The organism is Shewanella abyssi (genome assembly GCF_023284025.1).
GTDB lineage: Bacteria > Pseudomonadota > Gammaproteobacteria > Enterobacterales > Shewanellaceae > Shewanella > Shewanella abyssi.
Genome location: NZ_JAKIKR010000003.1, coordinates 71,729 through 89,495, shown reverse-complemented (window position 1 = coordinate 89,495; position 17,767 = coordinate 71,729). Strand labels below are relative to the sequence as shown.

Here is a 17,767-nt window from a genome sequence, read left to right as displayed (position 1 = left end):
AATTTATTCTTTTAGTTCAGTGTGAGACTGTTTATGACCGTGCCTTTGCAAGACGTCATCAACTCATCCATGAGGACTTTGCTGAAACATCCATGTTTCAGAAACTTGCACGGCACCAGGTTATAAACAGCCTAAAGTAGCTCTAATCGCTACTCTCTTAATTAATACTCAATTCTTTTAATGACTAAAGCGCTCTCCTTTAGTCATTAACTAAGCAAAAAAGCGTAGCTTTTAGGCTTCTTCGATAGAGATAGCAATATCAAACACTTGGTATATACGCAGGCCATCTTTACTTAGGCTGGCATTACCGGTGATGACTTTCTTACCATCGACATCTTCGATGGAAGTGATGCTGACATCCATAGACATCTGCTTATTTAATGGGTTGATCTGACCACGGTACTTCCATTTGATGTTCGACAAAATTTGACCGAACTTTGGATTTTTAAAGCCGGCACCCAAATCTTTGCTAATCGCATAAGTTTGCATGGTTTCAATAATCGCTTCAACACCTAGTGAGCCAGGCATCACTGGATCTTGATGGAAGTGGAACTGGAAGAACCAATCGCTTGGGTCAATCGTACGCTCAGCGTATAGATAACCTAAACCATCAGTGCCGCCATTATCAACAATCTCGACAGTGTCGATAAAGTTAAGCTGGCCACCGGCCAAACGGTAATGCGGTTGGCTTGCAGGAGCATTGAAGTGACGAGCGCCCTTGTCCAGTAGATTGACCCTAGTGTCAGCGGCAATGCCTTTAGCAACGTGCCAAGGCTGAGTGACTTTACCCTTATCCAGACCGAGCTGATCTTTCAGAGCGTCACCTTTAAAGTAACCGAATACCGCGTTGCCGCGATAGAAGGGTTCACCATCGGTACTGAGCTCGAAGCTGAAGCTTTGGATGATGTTGGTGCCGGCCATTACAGTAGAGAGTAAGCGCGAGTCATTGCGAATGGTTTTACCACGAAGATCGACATCACGCAGTAGCTCGCCGCTGCCATCTAGGTTTCGGAAAAACAGCTCAAGACCTGGGAAACCTAATGTGGTGCCCATGTAACCTGAAATGAAACCGTTAGGTTGCAAGGATATCTCCATCAATATCGAGTATGGCATGGTCGAAGCGTGGTTATTCTTGTCGAAATACCATGCGTCGCTTGGCACTTCGTACTCAGCGATACACGATGAAGGCTTTTTAAATTCGCCGCGTTTACCGTTGACTTCAATGACGCGCGTGGTCACTTGTAGATCGCCGCAGGGAGTACGTGGTGGGATCATACCGCGGTAGATTGAAAACTCTGGGCCGAAGCAGTTTTCAATGTTACCAGTGGCAAACTCAAACATGTGATACGGCGTAAACGGCACTGTATCAGGCACACGGTTTGGATAATCCGGCGTGATAGGCGCTTCTACGTGTGAAATAGGGATAACGCCTTTGTTGGGCTCTTTGCTCAAATCAGGGATTTGTGCCATCAGAGGGGCGTTAATCGATGCCGGCTGGTAAGCTTTAGGAGACGTTGCAGTTGCTTGAGAACTCGTAGACTCATTACTGAGAGACGCCGCAGGCGCTAGCGGGTAGCGAACACACTCCTCTTCCTCTTTGATCATCACGCCTAAGTTTTGGAAATCAACCACGGCCTTGCCGTTTAGCAAAATATCGATATTGGCTTTGGCATAGGGGCGAGGACTAAAACCAATTTCAGTTATTTCCATGCGGTAAGTGAGCATGCCTGATTGTGGCAATACCTGTCCACGACATCGCACTTGTTGCGATGCATTTTCAAGGGGTTGGAAACGACCGTTTTGTGTTTGAGTGTGCATGCCTAAGTGCAGCATGTAGAACTGCAATAGTTGACCACAACCTTCGGCCATCAGTGAGCCAGCCATCACTTGGTCACCTTGGAAATGACAAGGGAAGTACCAATGGTTAGCCTCAAGTTGCTTTTGGCCTTCGATAAGACCTAGGCCCCATGTGCCGCCATTGCGATCAAGCTTACTCACTTGTTCGATCATCAAGAACTTCTCTGATGCGAAACAAAGTGATGGCTGCGGCGCCCCTTTGTGGCTTGGACCAAAACAGCCTTCGATATCGGCAGTTAGTAGCTTATGGATATCACCATAGCTAAAGCTGGTTTTAGGGCAATCTAGTAGCGGGTTGAAGGTCTTCTTCACCACTAAGTAGCGGGCTTTGATCTCATCTTCAGTGTGAATAACGCCTTTGCCGTCAGCCAGCTCTTCATCGGTGAAGAAGCCTGCACAACCACCGTCCATCTTAAGGATCATGGTATCGCCAACAAAACACTCGTAAGAGAAGAAGAACAACAGTGTTTCGCCGTTACGGGCATAGTTGTTGATTTTAATATCATAACGCAGGGTGTCGCCGCCACGTGGCAAGTCGCCAAGGAAGGTGAGGGTACAATCAAGTAGGCGATAAACACGCTCACCCTTGTTTTCAAAGTCGATGCCTAAATAGCTGATCAACATCAAGTCACATTGACCAGATTCTACCGCAACGGCCCATGGGATCTGACCATCGACTAAGTAAGGCGCATCCACGGGGATGTCATATTCAGTGGTCATTGAACAAGGCTTGTACTCGTTCATGGTGGCATTAAGTTTGGTTACGCGTGATACCAATAGGTAATCGGTGGTGGGTAGGCGAACGCGACGGGAATAGCTATCGATGATGGCGTAATCACTGCCAAATACATTGCCAATATCACCTTCAGCATATTCCACAAGATCGGCGTAGTTCCAAATACAAGGCTTAAGCGCAGGGGTCGGAGCAATATAAGGCGCTACGTTGCCATGATCCGGCGCAATAACCGCGACGTTAGCCACGCTTGCAGGCTCTGTAGCTATAACGGCTGGGGCGGTTAACACCGGCGCTGCCGCTTGGTCGGATGCTTGTGCGGTTGCTTGGCCGGTCACTTGTGCCAGTTGCTGCTTTAACAGTGCGTCGGCAACTTGCATTCCCGCAGAACGACTTTTCAGAAAGGCGTGATGCGCTTGATGCGTCAGTTGCTGATTCTGTTGGAATGCGGTTAAGTCAGCTGCAGATCCATCAATTGCGGTGACAGTATTGCTTGCTGCTGGGTTCACTAGAGTCGGTTTAACTTGAGTCGTCATAGATAAAGTGCCTAATGCTTGAGCCGAAACCGCAGCCGTTACTTGAACGGGGGCAGTTGCTGTACTCATAGGTAAGGTAGATTGCTGAGCTGTCTGTTGCGCTCTGGCAATAATAGGTTTGATTGGCAGCTGGCTTACGCTAGAAGCGCTGCCGCTGGCAAATTTGTGCTGAATCGAGGTTAATTCCGCTAACGGCGCATCATAAATATGCTGGTAAATGTCGCGACCACCCAAGGTCACTTGTTTTACCAGCTGATGTTTGGCGTCAGATTTAAGCTCACTAGCCAAACGTAAACCCAGCGCTTGCTGCTCGATATCGCTCTGGCTTAGCAGCAACTGAGAAACTTGATCCTCACTCACGTTGGTCACTAAGGCTTTGCTATTGGAGGCTTTCGTTCGCGATACATTTAATAATCCATGCAGCAAACTTGCCATACCGGCGGCGGCAAAGCAGTGGCCAACACGGCTATCGGCGCTGGTGGCAATTGCGTTAGGGAACGCTTCGCTAAGCAAGTGGCTTGCCGTCTCGGTGGTTAAGCTGCCTGGCGCAATGTTGGTTTCAAGCACATTAACACTGCTGCTATCGGTTGCGGCTTGGCTTAAAAGGGTATCGGTGACCTTAGATAATTGCTGCGCATGACCAAAAGCTAATGCATCAATTTGACCGTAGGCGCGACCGGAGGTGCTTTCATCTTTGACCAAGACAATCGCGCCAGCACCTTCACCCACATTCCAACTGTTCTGGCTTGGGGCTGGGCTATTGGGTGTCATCGCCACTGGGGCGATACTGTTCTTTAAGATCACTTGCTCAAAACTGCCAGACAAGTCCACAGCAGCAATGACCACGGCATCAAGGTTATCTTCAGCAATCAGGTTTTGCGCGACATCAATACAGCGGCTTACCGACTGCTCCGCTGCCGATATGGTAAAGGCTGGACCATTAAAGTCCCACAGCGATGACACGCGAGATGCCATGATGTTGCCAATAAAGCTGGTGTACTGATTCAGTTTTGCAGCATCAAGTACGCTATCCATCGCAATGGCTTCGAGTGCTTGATACTCATCTGCCGTTAAGTTCACGCCAATACCAGCAAGGCTTTGCTGCAGCTGAGTGTGTAAGTTAACGCGGCCACGGAACTGATGCAGTTCAAGCTCGGTTTCCATTGCCACTAATACAGCCACTTTTTGGCCAGGTTTTAGCTTGGCATCACGAATGGCTTCATCGGTGATCCGCATCAACATCAGTTGCTGTGAGATCAAGCGATCATCTTCATTAGGTGGCAGTTTAAAGCGTAAGAAATCCAGCTCGAAATTATCAATATAAGCGCCTTTGGGCGCTGCGTTGAGGCCAAACTGAGCCAATAGTTCTGGGTGTTTTTCCAAACCCTTCCAACGCTTGGTTGGCAGGGCAATAAAGGCATCGCTATTATTAGCAATCGCCGCATCCAGCTGATTAATATTGCTCAGTGGACCAAAGTGCGAGCTTAGACCCACAATTTTAAGCGGCGCTGGTGCTGCTAAACCTGCAAGAGCTGCTTTTAGCTTGGGAGCGTCAGCGGAGGTTGGCGTATACGATTCAAGTAACAGGTGGGCGTTGCAACCACCAAAACCAAATACAGACACACCGGCATGACGGGTTTTAACCCCTGCCGTGGTATTGCTGGCTTTGTCTGGCCAACCTTGGACCAAGCGAGGCAGCGTTGCTTTTCCAAATAGCTTATTAGGCGATGCAATAGCATCGCTAATGTTAATGCTTGGCGGCAATAAGCCCTCTTTCATGGCAAAGATCATCTTCATGATCCCGGGCATTCCCGCCGCGGTGAGCAAATGGCCTAGGTTGGATTTTGCTGAACCGATAAGCGGCGCGCTCGACCCTTGCAGCTTGTCTTCAAAAAAGGTCTCCATTGAGGTGAGCTCAATTTTGTCTCCTAGCGGCGTACCAGTGGCATGACATTCAATCACTTCAATGTCTTTTGGCTCTATATCACTGGCGGCATAGGCACGCTCGAACGCTTTTACCTGACCTTTAGGGTTCGGGCTCAGTACAAACTGGCCTTTACCGTCATTCGATAAACCCACACCACTGACAACGGCGTAGATTTTGTCGTTGTCACGCTCGGCATCCTCAAGACGCTTAAGCACTAATACGCCCGCACCTTCACCGGCGAACAAGCCTTTGCTATCACCATCAAATGGCACGGATACGCCGTGATCTGGGTAGGCATGGAAGATTGAAAACCCCATATTGATGAAGAAGGGATCTGCGCCCGATACTGCGCCCGCGAGCATCACATCCGCTTTGCCCGTGCTTAAGTAATCACAGGCAAGTTTGAGTGAGTAAACTGAACTGGCACAGGCGGCATCAAGGCTGAGCTGGGTGCTGCCAAGGCCTAATGCATCGGCAACCACTTTAGAGGCGTTGTGGGCAATCGCGCCGTTAGCACTCTCAAGCGTTGCTTCGTTATTGGCTCGCGCAGTGGCAGCATTGGTTGGGCTGAGCTTAAAGTTGTTGCTGGCCAATTTATCTTGCAGCGCTTTTTCTACTGCGCTGTGATAAATAGGCAAAAACAGGTCGTTTGAACGCTCTGTCGGAAAAGACAGTGCGCCCATGATAACGCCAGTGCGGCCGAGTAATTCATTGTTATCAAGTGAAATGCCAGCATCTTCGAGGGCTTTACGACTGGTGTCGAGTGCCCATAAAAAACTATGGTCTAAACCTTCTAAGCTATCGGCGGATAGTTTGTAGCCGGCTGAGTCAAAGCTGAAGTTTTCAATGTAGCCGCCTTTATCACAATAAAAACGGTCTGACTGACCTTGCACACCTTGGTAGTCAGCGCTGCTAGCGCCTAACTTTTTGTCGGTCAAGGTGCTGCGAGAATCTCGCTTGTCGAGTAGGTTCTGCCAAAACTGCTGCGGGCTGTTAGCATCTGGGTACAGAGTGGCTAAACCGACGATGGCAATCTTGCTTTGCTTACTCGACGTATTGGGCTTACTCGAAACGTGGTTAGAAGTGTTGTCTGTTACAGACATTAGACTTCCCCTTTGAGTGATGTAGTGTCATAGGACGAAGCGATAGCGTTGCTGCTATCTTGTTGGCCTTGGCCAGACTTGCTATTGGGTCGCTGTTTATTCAATAAGGTGGTGCGGGCTATCTCGCGCGCGAGTCCATCAATAAGCGGTGTGACTGACAGTGGCACGCCATGGCTAATGAGTTGCCCTAGTGCTTTTAGTAAGTTGACCGCATCGCTGCTGCCTTTTGCATTCATTGGCACTGTGCAGCAAGGTGCGTTTTCAAGTAGCGCTGCCGCGTTTTTATCCTGACTATCTTGCTTAGCAATTTTGTCGATTAAGGTGCAGTTTTGTCTGTCTGCCCCAAGCTCAACAAATAGCTTTGCACCTTGACGTTGGGCGCTATGGATAAGCGCGGTAAAGTCCAAGGTATGGCAAAAGGTGTCGGCAATCGATTGGGCGACAACTTGGCTATCGAGTTGATTGCCTAACTTATTAATCGCTTGATGGCGTGGTTCACCACAGAGGTTTGCAGCACTTAAGAATTTAATCCCATTTGGTAGCTCGTCTCGAAGCGGTTGCTGATAGAAGCTAACCACATTGCTATGCTCCTCCATTGCGGGTGGAGTATGCATGGCGGTGACTCGATTAGCAGCAATGCCACGTTTACCCAGTGCAGACAGTAGCGCTCTACACTGGCTTTCGCAGCCAGCGATGACGCAGGTATCACCTTGAATAATCGCAAGGTAAGCGCGCGGGTAATCGACTAGCAAGGCTTTGATAGGCGTTGCAGGGCTGCGGACTACAAAACTGTTCCAGACAATGTCGGGCTCATTATTGCTCAGTTGCCATGCTTGTCTAACGGCGGTCAATTTACCTGAAATCGCAGTGGTAAAGAGGGGATCCGTTTGGGTTTTACTGATCAAGTCATGGGAATTTTTCCACACCCCAAGACTGGCCCACATTGACGCTTCACCCATAGAGTAGCCCAGTGCAAAGTTTGGGCTAACCTTAAATTCTTCGGTTAATAGTTGCGTCAGAATATAACTGCTGCCAACACCTGCAATGGCTAAGTCTCCTAAGTCCATCGCGGCTGCACGCTTGGGATCTAAATGGTAGATCTGCTCAGCTTGCAGCATAGATTTTAGATCGCCTTCACGTTCAAGTTTGGCGTATAGCGCTGGAAAGTATTGATGCAGTTCACTTAACATGTCGGCGTAAACAGTACCGACACCGGGGTAGACAAAGGCGAGGCCCGCTTCGGCTTGATTGCCCAAAGCATGAGCGGTGAAGTAACTGCCGCTTGGGGTTTTATACTGGGTCTGCTCCGCAATGGTTTTAGCCACGGCCGCCTTTAATGCACTCAGTTCAAGCTGCATAGCCTCAACTGAGTTGGCATTGAGCACGGCACAAAGCTGAGCTTTAGTGCTCTTTGTTGTGCTCTTTGTTTTGTACTGCCTTAAATTGCTGACCATCGCTTGCAGCACGCTGATATCACTATTTTCAGAGTGCCCACAGCGTTCAGAGTGTCCAGCTTTCAGTGATTCAAGCTCTGCCGCTAACGCGCTGATCGCTTGGCTAAGCTCTGCTTGGTTGTCACCGCAAAGGATAAACTGCAAACGCTGATGATTAAGCAAAGATTTAGCCGCGATAAAGCCGGTGCCTTGGGCTATCACAAAGCTCACCGATTGCGGACCATTATTAAAGCTAATCGCCGCGACGCGGGCTTGATGATACTCGGTAAACCAATAATGGCTTCTGGCTTGTTTTGGGCTTAATGCCACGCCGTCATTGAGCTCGTCTCGATAGTGTGTGCGACTGGCAAGCTGGCTAATAAGTTGATGCATGGCAGCGAACTGCGCCTTGCTATCAAGGTCATTGTGTTGCTCAAGCTTGCTTAAATGTGCGCTTTCACGCTTTGCCTGGGCGAGTGCACGAGTCAAGCTGCTATCTGCACTGTTGTTGCTGTTGATGCTTGTTCGCTGCATGGCAGTGAGCTGTGCATGAGGATGTATTCTAAGCTGGGCAGCTTTCAACGCGGGCATCATTAACAGAGCATGATCGCGTGTGGTTAGCTGTACCAACTTACCCTCTTCAATAGCGCTAATCGTCCGGTCTAACTGCTTTTCAAAACTGGCATCTTTAAAGTCATCAACGGTTATTTTTACAATACTGTCGACTAACGATACATCTTGTGCTGAACCTAGCTCCTGACGGTTAAGTTCTGGCAACAATGCCGCCAGCTCGTCATTGTTTAACTCTATTGCTGGCAACACCAAAAGTGCGATGCGTAGTGGCATCGCAATTTTGTCTGCGGCAGCCTCAGTCGCTGGGCTTAGTGGTTGAGTTATCACTATTTAGCCTCGCCAAATGTGCTGTCACTAAGAAGCTCGCTGTCACTGGCAAGAGCTGAGTGGGCGATAAACGCATCATTCAGACTCTTACTAATGGTCACTTTTGCCGCGGTCATCTTAGCGCTTAGCTCACCATTTTCATGGTACAGAGCAACGTTAGCCGCTAGCGAACGTGAGCTGGTTTTAACGACATCTAACTTAATAAAGCCGCGCTCACCAAATGCCATTGGACTGTTGACCACAAACTCACCAATTGATGAGGGGAGGCTAGCAGCGCCATGTTTAAGCCTTGCCCAAACTAACATCGCTTGCAGTAACAAGTCTTCAGCAAAGGGCTGGCAGCCACCAACATGCGATTGTGCAACAAACTGACCGCAGTCATTAGCATCAACCGCAGCGATTTTCACTGTGGTGATTAAACTGTTGTCGTCAAATTGCGTTACCGTGTCAATGCCCTGCAAACGTGGTCCATGGAACAGTGTACCGTTTGCATACAGGGTTGCTGCCGATGTTACCGCTTGGCTTGCATCTAACGCATACATAGCTGGCGTTAGCGGCACCGCGCGGACCGATGCAGTGTCAAAGTCGCTGTCACTACTGGCCATTAATGTCGCTTTATATTGCGGGCGACCTTGGCTGCTGATGAGGGCGCTAAGCGTCTTGCCGTCATCTGCTGGCGTTAACGCTAGCGTCATCTCTTGCGGCTCTAAGTCGTCAAATACAATGCCTTTTAGTAATTTGTAATCAATCACTTTTACGCAAGTACCTAACATTTCACTTGCCGCTTCGCGCATCCATTGGATAGCACACACTGTCGGCAGCACAGGGTTACCGCCAATGCGGTGGTCTTGGATAAAGACCAATGCATTGGGGTTAAGGCGACGAGTCAATGTGACTGCGGTTAGCTGACCGTGTCCGATATTTTTTGCATCATGCTGCGAGCGCGATGCAGTTTGCACCTCACCCGCATTAAGCTTTTTTACAGATGCAGCTCCAGTCGCAGCGTCAGCGCCTTGCATAGAGGTACCAACTAACAACTGTGCCCCAGTCTCACTCAGTAGCTGAGTGGCAAACAGTTCTGCGCCGGCTTGCAAAGGAATGACATATACACCGCGGTCGGTGAACATCTTCTTCAATGCAGCGGTGACCATGCCGCCATCCCAAGGGCCCCAGTTAAAGCTCATGACTTTAGCTTGTGGGTTGCGCGCAGTGAACTGCAGTGCCGCCTTGTTAAGGATGTCGTTAGACATGGCGTAATCACTTTGGCCAGTGTTACCGTAAAAACCAGCAGCCGATGAGAACATCGCTAGCAGTTTGATGTTACTCGGCTCAAGTGCTGCAAGCAGTGCCTTAAGGCCATTAACCTTGGTGCCGTAAACGCGTGCTAGCTCTGCCAGTGTTTTGTCTTGAATGTGCTTATCAGCGAGTACACCTGCGCCGTGAATTAGACCGGTGATTTCGCTTGAACGGCCTTTTAGTGCTGTGTTAATTGCAGTGGTATCGGTCACATCCATGCTGACGTATTCAGCCGATGCGCCGACGCTAGCAAAGGCGTCCAATGCAGCGTTAATCTCAATGCTGCTCTGAACAGGCCACACTAGGGCATCAACTTGCTTTGGCGTTGGCTTTTGGCCCGTTGCGATAATATGCGCAATGGCGGCAGATTTAAGCTCGCTGGTTTGCTTACCCGCAGCCCAGCTTGGCAATGCTTGTAATTCACTACGACCGGCTAAGATAAAGTGAGACTGAGTACGACGGGCTAGGGCAAGTGCACATTCGAACGTGACGCCTTTAGCGCCCCCGGTCACCAGTATTTTATCTGAACTGTTTAGCTCTGCTTTAGCCGATTTATTGCTCGCCTCGCCTGCTATTAGAGTTACGCGGCTAATATCACCGTGCTTATCTGTTGCGATACCAACTTCAGGTAACTGGGTATTGGCATCAAAAAGCTCGCTGGTAATAGCATCTGCGAAGTGTGTTGCATCAACATCGGCGGCGATATCTAATGCGCGGCAAAAAACAGTAGGCCATTCGTGACCGAGTGTTTTAGTTAACCCCGCTAACGCGGCTTGGTTAAGCTCTGCTGTTTGTAACGCTTGAGTATTGAGGTAGCCAAAGCCGCCATCAATACGACTGACTGTCACGAAACAACGACGGGCATTGTTATCGACAGTGAGTTTTGGCTGTAACAGTTTTGCCCATAAGAACGCTTGGCTCAGGTGGTTAAAGCTTTGCTCATTTAGGTTAACAGCGTCACCTTGATTACTATCACTGGCTTCTGGCTGTAGGTGAATGAATCCACCGATTGCACCGAGTTGTTGCTCGATTTGTGCAATGACAGCGTTAATGCCGGCTTCGTCAGCCGATGTTGCTTGAAAGCTTGCTACATCGCTTGAAAGCGGTGAATGAGCATTGCCTTCGGCGAGTCGAACAACAGCCACTTTTAGCCCTTGTTTAACCAGTTTCTCTGCTAGTACACCTGCGTTGTGGCCATCATCTGTGATCACTACGTTTGTGTCTGCGGCGAAACAGTTTTCTAGTTTGTCCGCCGCACTAAGCTTTTTTAGCGCCACCTCGCTGTGAGGTGGTAGTTCAACACTTGGCTCAGCAGAGACTGCACTTGTTTGACTCGCTGCAGCTGCACTTGTTGAAAGCTTAGAGCCTTCAGCGGCAGTAGTAGAAAGTCCAGAGCCATCAGCTGCACTTGTAGAAAGCTTAGAGTTCATATAGCTAACGATTTCGCCTAAGGTGCGACACTCCGCTAGATCTTCAGGGTTAAGTTCAGGTAAGCCTGGAAGCTCATCTTGTACCGTGCCTAAAATTTCAACGCGCTTGATAGAGTCGATACCAAGGTCTGCTTCCATATCCATGCTCAGTTCAAGCATCTCAGTCGGGTAGCCAGTCTTGTCTGCAACTACTGACATCATGGTTGCTTGTACCTTCTCGGCACTAAGACCAGTAGAGAGTGAGCCCTCAGCGGCACTTGTAGAAAGTTTAGAGACATCAGCCAGTTTAGAGTTCATGTAAGCTACGATTTCGCCAAGAGTACGACACTCAGCTAGATCTTCAGGGTTGAGTTCAGGTAAGCCTGGAAGCTCATCTTGTACCGTCCCTAAAATTTCAACGCGCTTGATAGAGTCGATACCAAGGTCAGCTTCCATATCCATGCTCAGTTCAAGCATTTCAGTCGGGTAGCCGGTCTTGTCTGCGACCACTGACATCATGGTTGCTTGTACCTTCTCAGCAGAGAGTGAGCCCTCAGCGGCTTGTAAAGGTAAAGAGTCCGTGACGCTTGTGCTTGGTGCTGTAGAATTTCCAGCAGGTAACTTGCTGTTCATGTAAGCCACGATTTCGCCTAACGTGCGACACTCAGCTAGATCTTCAGGGTTGAGTTCAGGTAAGCCTGGAAGCTCATCTTGTACCGTGCCTAAAATTTCAACACGTTTGATAGAGTCGATACCAAGGTCAGCTTCCATATCCATGCTCAGTTCAAGCATCTCAGTTGGGTAACCGGTCTTCTCAGCGACAACAGACATCATGGTCGCCTGTACCTTCTCGGCACTAAGACCAGTAGAGAGTGAGCCCTCAGCGGCTTGTGAAGGTAAAGAGTCTTCAGCGGCACTTGTAGATAGTTGAGAGCCAGCAGCCAGCTTAGAGTTCATGTAAGCCACGATTTCGCCAAGTGTACGGCACTCTGCTAAATCTTCAGGGTTGAGTTCAGGCAAGCTTGGTAGCTCATCCTGCACAGTACCTAAGATCTCAACACGCTTGATAGAATCGATACCTAAATCGGCTTCCATATCCATTTCAAGCTCGAGCATCTCGGTAGGGTAGCCGGTTTTGTCTGCGACCACTGACATCATGGTTGCTTGTACCTTCTCTGCAGAAAGAGTCGCGCTCAAGGCTGTCTCAGCAGAGAGCGAGCCCTCAGCGGCACTTGTATTAGCAGAGCCATCAGCCAGTTTAGAGTTCATGTAAGCCACGATTTCACCAAGTGTACGACACTCAGCTAAATCTTCAGGGTTGAGTTCAGGCAAGCTTGGTAGCTCATCTTGCACTGTACCTAAGATCTCAACACGCTTGATAGAATCGATACCAAGATCGGCTTCCATATCCATTTCAAGCTCGAGCATCTCGGTTGGGTAACCGGTCTTTTCAGCGACAACAGACATCATGGTCGCTTGTACTTTTTCAGCAGAGAGTGAGCCCTCAGCGGCTTGTAAAGGGGCCGCAGCTGCACTATTAATAGTAGAGTCCGTGACGCTTGTGCTTGGTGCTGTAGAATTTCCATCAGCCAGTTTAGAGTTCATATAGCTAACGATTTCACCAAGTGTACGACACTCAGCTAAATCTTCTGGGTTGAGTTCAGGTAAGCTTGGTAGCTCATCCTGCACTGTACCCAAGATCTCAACACGTTTGATAGAATCGATACCTAAATCGGCTTCCATATCCATTTCAAGTTCAAGCATCTCGGTTGGGTAACCGGTCTTTTCTGCCACAACTTCAAGCATGGTCGCTTGTACCTTCTCTGCAGAAAGAGTCGCGCTCAAACCAATTGTTACTGTAGGAGCTACTGGTGTAGCAACAACTGGCGCTGCAACAGGTTCGATACGGGCAGCAGGTGCTGCTTGGCGATGAACTGGCGTGGCTGTAACGTGTGGCGCACTCACTACTGGAGCAAGTACCGGAGCGGCTATTGGCGCTACTCTTGACACAATAGTTGGCGCAACAACGGGTGCTGCTAGTGCTGGCGCAAGGTTATGAGCAACAGGAGTATGAACTGGACTCACAACTGCAGTGCCATTAAGCATGTTAAGCGCGGCATTATTATTGCCTGCTTGCATCTCTAAGAATTGAGTATGGCTTTGTACTGTTTGAGCTTGTAGTTGATGGAACTGCTCCATCGAACGTTGCAAGCTTTCAGGCAAGGCAACACCCGCACCTGCAAGTTTAGTTTGCTCAGTCATTAAGCTGGTAAACGTCTCACCATATTGCTGTGGAATACTGAGGAATTGCTGATGAAGCTGCGCAGTTTGTTGCTGCGCGGCAAAGAACTGCGACAATGCATCAGTGCTAACACTGACTGTTGTTGGCTGAACTTTGGCTGGTTGTGCGGCTGCACTCGGAACGATTTGGCCGTTAGGCACTACATGCTCATTAGACATTGGTACTGCAATCTCCACGATCTTCTCTACTTCTTTTTCAATAACGGTTTGCACTTCGACGATTTTTTCAACTTCAACCACTTTTTCTACAATCTTCTCGATGATTTTCTCTTCGATGATGGTGGTGCTTTTAACGGTGCCAGTCTCTAACGACTTGGCCATTTTTGCGCGAGTCGCAGGGCTAATATGGTTAGCGGCGTTCAGGGTGATATTCATCGGCGAGCGTTTTGCAGGCGCGGCGATATCAGCCTGATATGGGTCGATATTGTCAAGTTGTACACCGGCAACGGCGAGCTGCACAGCGGCTTGCTTAAGCTGTAGATCACTGTCGCCCTTAGGGCTTGGGTTGATTGAGATAATACAAAGTTCGTTTAACTTGTCGCTCAACGTACCCTGAACTAGCTTTTGCAAAATGTTCTTCGGACCAAATTCAACAAATACTCGAGCGCCAGCGTCAAACATCGCTTCTAACTGCGCAGTGAAACGCACTGATTGCAGCATATGTTTCTTGAACGAGGCCTTAACCTTGGCAGCAGTACTGTCGTATAGTGCGCCAGTTGCATTTGAATATAACGCTCGGCTTGGCTTGGTAAACTTGGCGCCATCAATTGCTTTAGCGAAAGGCGCTTGAGCGTGACCGACAAGTTCGGTGTGGAAAGCACCAGAGACTGGCAAGTTAATCGCTTTGTAACCCAATGCGCTTAACGCTTTAGCGGCGTCGCCCGTTGTAACTGTTGGACCCGCAATGACCGATTGTGTTGGTGCGTTATAGTTAGCAACTTTAACACCCTCGAATTTAGCGATAGTGCTTTCAAGCGTGCTCAAGTCATCCGCTTTATGGATGATGGCAAACATGGCGCCAGTGTCAGCTTCAACACCGTCTTTAGCTGCGGCTTTGGTTGCCATGGCATCGCCACGGGCAAAGGCCAGTTTGTAGTAGTCATCGGCTGAAATAACGCCGGCAGCACATAGTGCGCTTAGCTCACCAAAGCTGTGACCCGCCACCATATCGGCATTAAAGCCTGCAGCGGTAAACAGTGCATATTGGCCCATTGAAATAGCGCCGATTGCGCTTTGCGCATTAGCAGTGTTAGTCAATACGGCTTCTTGTGTCTTCACATCATCTTTATTAAACACAGGTTTTGGAAACAAGATTTGCGATAGTGGTGTTTTGTCGTTGGCGGCAAACACTTTATCTGCAGTCACTAGCTGCTGACGCATCTCTGGGTAGTAACAAGCAAGATCGCGTCCCATGTTGAGATACTGCGAGCCTTGACCGGCAAACAATGCTGCGACTTTTCCAGACGCTTTGTTTGCAGCATCAACAATGGCGGTCGCGCGGTAGCTAATACCAGCCGGTAGTTGCCATTGAGTGTCGTCACTATTTGATAGCTTTGCGACGGCTTGCTTAATAAAGCTGGTCAATTCTGCGGCGTTATTGGCGACTAGACCGATACGCGGTGCGTTGGCGGCTAGCTCACGTACAGCGAAGTCTGCAGCGGCATCTTTAAGATTAAAGGCCGCTCCCGCACTTGCGGTTGCTAATGTATTTAATTCTTTGATGAGCGCATCTTTGCTTTGCGCACTGACAAGGAAGCTTTGCGCAACTTGGCGTTGGCGATATTTTGCTTTTTCGCTGTCGATACGGCTATGTTCCGGCTGGTACTCTTCCAGTACAAAGTGGAAGTTAGTACCACCAAAACCAAATGAGCTAATACCCGCACGGCGCGGCGTACCATCTACACGTGGTAACCAAGGGCGCGTTTCAGTATTGAGATAGAAAGGCGAGTTTTCGATATCAAGCTTTGGGCTCGGTTGGCTAACGTTAATCGTCGCCGGCAATACTTTATGATGTAGTGCTAAAGCGGCTTTAATCAGTCCCGCGGTACCCGCGGTTGATTTAGTGTGGCCAATTTGCGATTTAACTGAGCCAAGGGCAATGTGCTGCTTGGTGTCATCACCTTCACTGAAGACTGAACAGAGACCGGCAAATTCTGCCGCGTCACCTGCGGCAGTACCGGTACCGTGCGCTTCGATAAGGCCTAAGGTATGCGGTGCAAAGCCTGCATCGTCATAGGCACGGTTAAGTGCTTTTGCTTGACCTTCAGGGCGGGGTGCATAGATAGATTTAAACTTACCATCTGATGATGAACCCATGCCTTTAATGACCGAATAAATTCTGTCGCCATCGCGCTCAGCATCTTCAAGACGCTTCAATGCGATCATGCCGATACCTTCACCAATCATCATCCCTTTTGAGTCGATATCAAATGGCTGAATTGTTTCATTAGTGGTGAATGCTGGTGTCTTTGAGAAACTCATGTACATAGAGGGAGAGTTGTCGGTACAGACGCCGCCAGTGATCATCATCTCTGAGCGACCTTCGACAAGCTCGCTAAGGGCCATACGCATTGCGGCTAAAGAGCCTGCACATGCTGCATCAACCACACAGTTCATACCGCCAAAATCAAAACGGTTAGCAATACGACCGGCAATCACGTTACCGAGAGAACCTGGGAACGAGTTCTCTTCCCAATGTACATATTGGTCTTGGAACTTTTTGATCAGCATTTCGCTGTCTTCGTCGCTAATACCACTGTTGGCAAACACTTTTTTAAGCACAGGGTACTGCAGGCGTGCCGTTAAACTGTGGCTAATTTTTTGTCCGCCACCTACGCCAAGGGTAATACCGATTTTGTCTCTGTCGTAACCTTCAGGCAGGTTAGCATCGGCCAACACCTCTTTTGCCACAATCAAAGACAGTAGCTGCGACGAGTCAGTCAGTTCGAGGATATTTGGTGGCAGGCCAAACTCCATTGGGTTGAAATCGACATCGGGTAAAAAGCCGCCGCGCTTACAGTAGCTTTTATCTGGCGTGCTTTTGTTAGCATCAAAGTAATCTTCTTTCTGCCAATGAGTCGGTGGTAACTCGGTGATGGCATCAATCTTTTCGCTGATAAGATCCCAAAACTTGTTGAGGTAACGCGAGTTAGCAAAAATGCTCGCCATACCAACAATTGCCACAGGCATATCTTTTAAGCGTTTATTTAAGCGAATATCAGCTTGCGAGTCTTGTGCTTGCTCTGGTGCTGATGATTGTTCAGGTTTAGAGGTCTGGCTCATTATGAGTCTCCAGTGGATGCCCGGTTTTCAGGCGTCTTATTGTTTGTTTTGGGCTTGTCTTTTGAGGTGTGGCGATGTTGCGTCGCACCAGGAAAGCGCTGAATAAAACTGTGATAGTTACTGACAAGTAACTTTCGTAAGTGGAACGGCCCATGTTTAAGCACATAAGCCATGTATCTGTTGGTTGCTTGGGTATTACCATCTTGGTAGATGTCGAGGTAGATCCAGTCACTGTGAGGATCGACACCAAGCAGGATTGAACTCGGTTGTTGTTCGGTCAATTGTGGTGGAATAGTCAAAGAGACCACTTGAACCACACAGTCTGCATCTTGACTCGGCAGAGACAATGTCTGCGCTAGCGTTTCATAGTGCAAGGTATAGGTTTTAACATCACTGCCTTGGGTGATCGGTAGCTGATTAAAATAGCGCATCGGTACATGGGGGCTTTCAATATCACCGACACGGGAAACCCCGTAACGCTTTAAGCAGCGCGCGAGTCCTGAACGGGACACATTTGGGTTGATAAATTTCTGGGTTGCGGTCAGCAATCTATCCAGTGGCATTTTCAGCTGATATCTCAATCCGACGACAACATATTCCTGTAGCGGCGTTAGCGTGGTGTTGAGATTGTGCGGCGTGTTAGGGGTATTTTCGATTGAATCGCGCTTGCGCCACTTGCGCACAGTGACTTCACTGATATTCAGCACTTTTGAAAGTTGACCGACACTGAGATCTGATCTTTGGATAAATCGACGCATCTCTGGTGTGGTGGTGGCATTGCTGTGCCGTGTTTCAGTGGTACTTTGCGTACGCTTATTCGGATTACTGCTTGCCGAATCTACACTTTCATTCACTTGTGCTGCCATCAATTTAGCGGTTTCCGTTAATAATCTACTGGGACTTGATTACGTTTTTATGACTGGCAAACTTCGCGAGAGTTCACTGTTTATCGTAATTTAGCCGGTATAGTTTGACGAATCGATGAGCAGA

The 17,767-nt window shown here is 48.8% G+C and carries 4 protein-coding genes; all 4 read right to left on the bottom strand.

What is annotated here, in order from left to right; all coding sequences use genetic code 11:
• Positions 1-231: 231 nt before the first annotated feature.
• Genes L2755_RS02630 through L2755_RS02615 form a run of 4 tightly spaced genes read right to left on the bottom strand, consistent with a single transcriptional unit; the run spans position 232 to position 17,643 of the window.
• Positions 232-6,156: a beta-ketoacyl synthase N-terminal-like domain-containing protein gene (locus L2755_RS02630; RefSeq protein WP_248979201.1), complete on the bottom strand. Its 5,925-nt coding sequence runs from the start codon at positions 6,154-6,156 to the stop codon at positions 232-234.
• Positions 6,156-8,489: a PfaB family protein gene (locus tag L2755_RS02625; protein ID WP_346348070.1), complete on the bottom strand. Its 2,334-nt coding sequence runs from the start codon at positions 8,487-8,489 to the stop codon at positions 6,156-6,158. Before L2755_RS02625 ends, L2755_RS02630 begins: the two co-directional genes overlap by 1 nt.
• Positions 8,489-16,777, bottom strand: a complete 8,289-nt coding sequence (locus tag L2755_RS02620) for a type I polyketide synthase (RefSeq protein WP_248979200.1) — start codon at positions 16,775-16,777, stop codon at positions 8,489-8,491. The genes L2755_RS02625 and L2755_RS02620 overlap by 1 nt, the downstream gene beginning before the upstream one ends.
• Entirely contained in the window at positions 16,777-17,643 is an 867-nt protein-coding gene (locus L2755_RS02615; RefSeq protein ID WP_248979199.1) for a transcriptional regulator, read from the bottom strand. Before L2755_RS02615 ends, L2755_RS02620 begins: the two co-directional genes overlap by 1 nt.
• Positions 17,644-17,767: the final 124 nt, after the last annotated feature.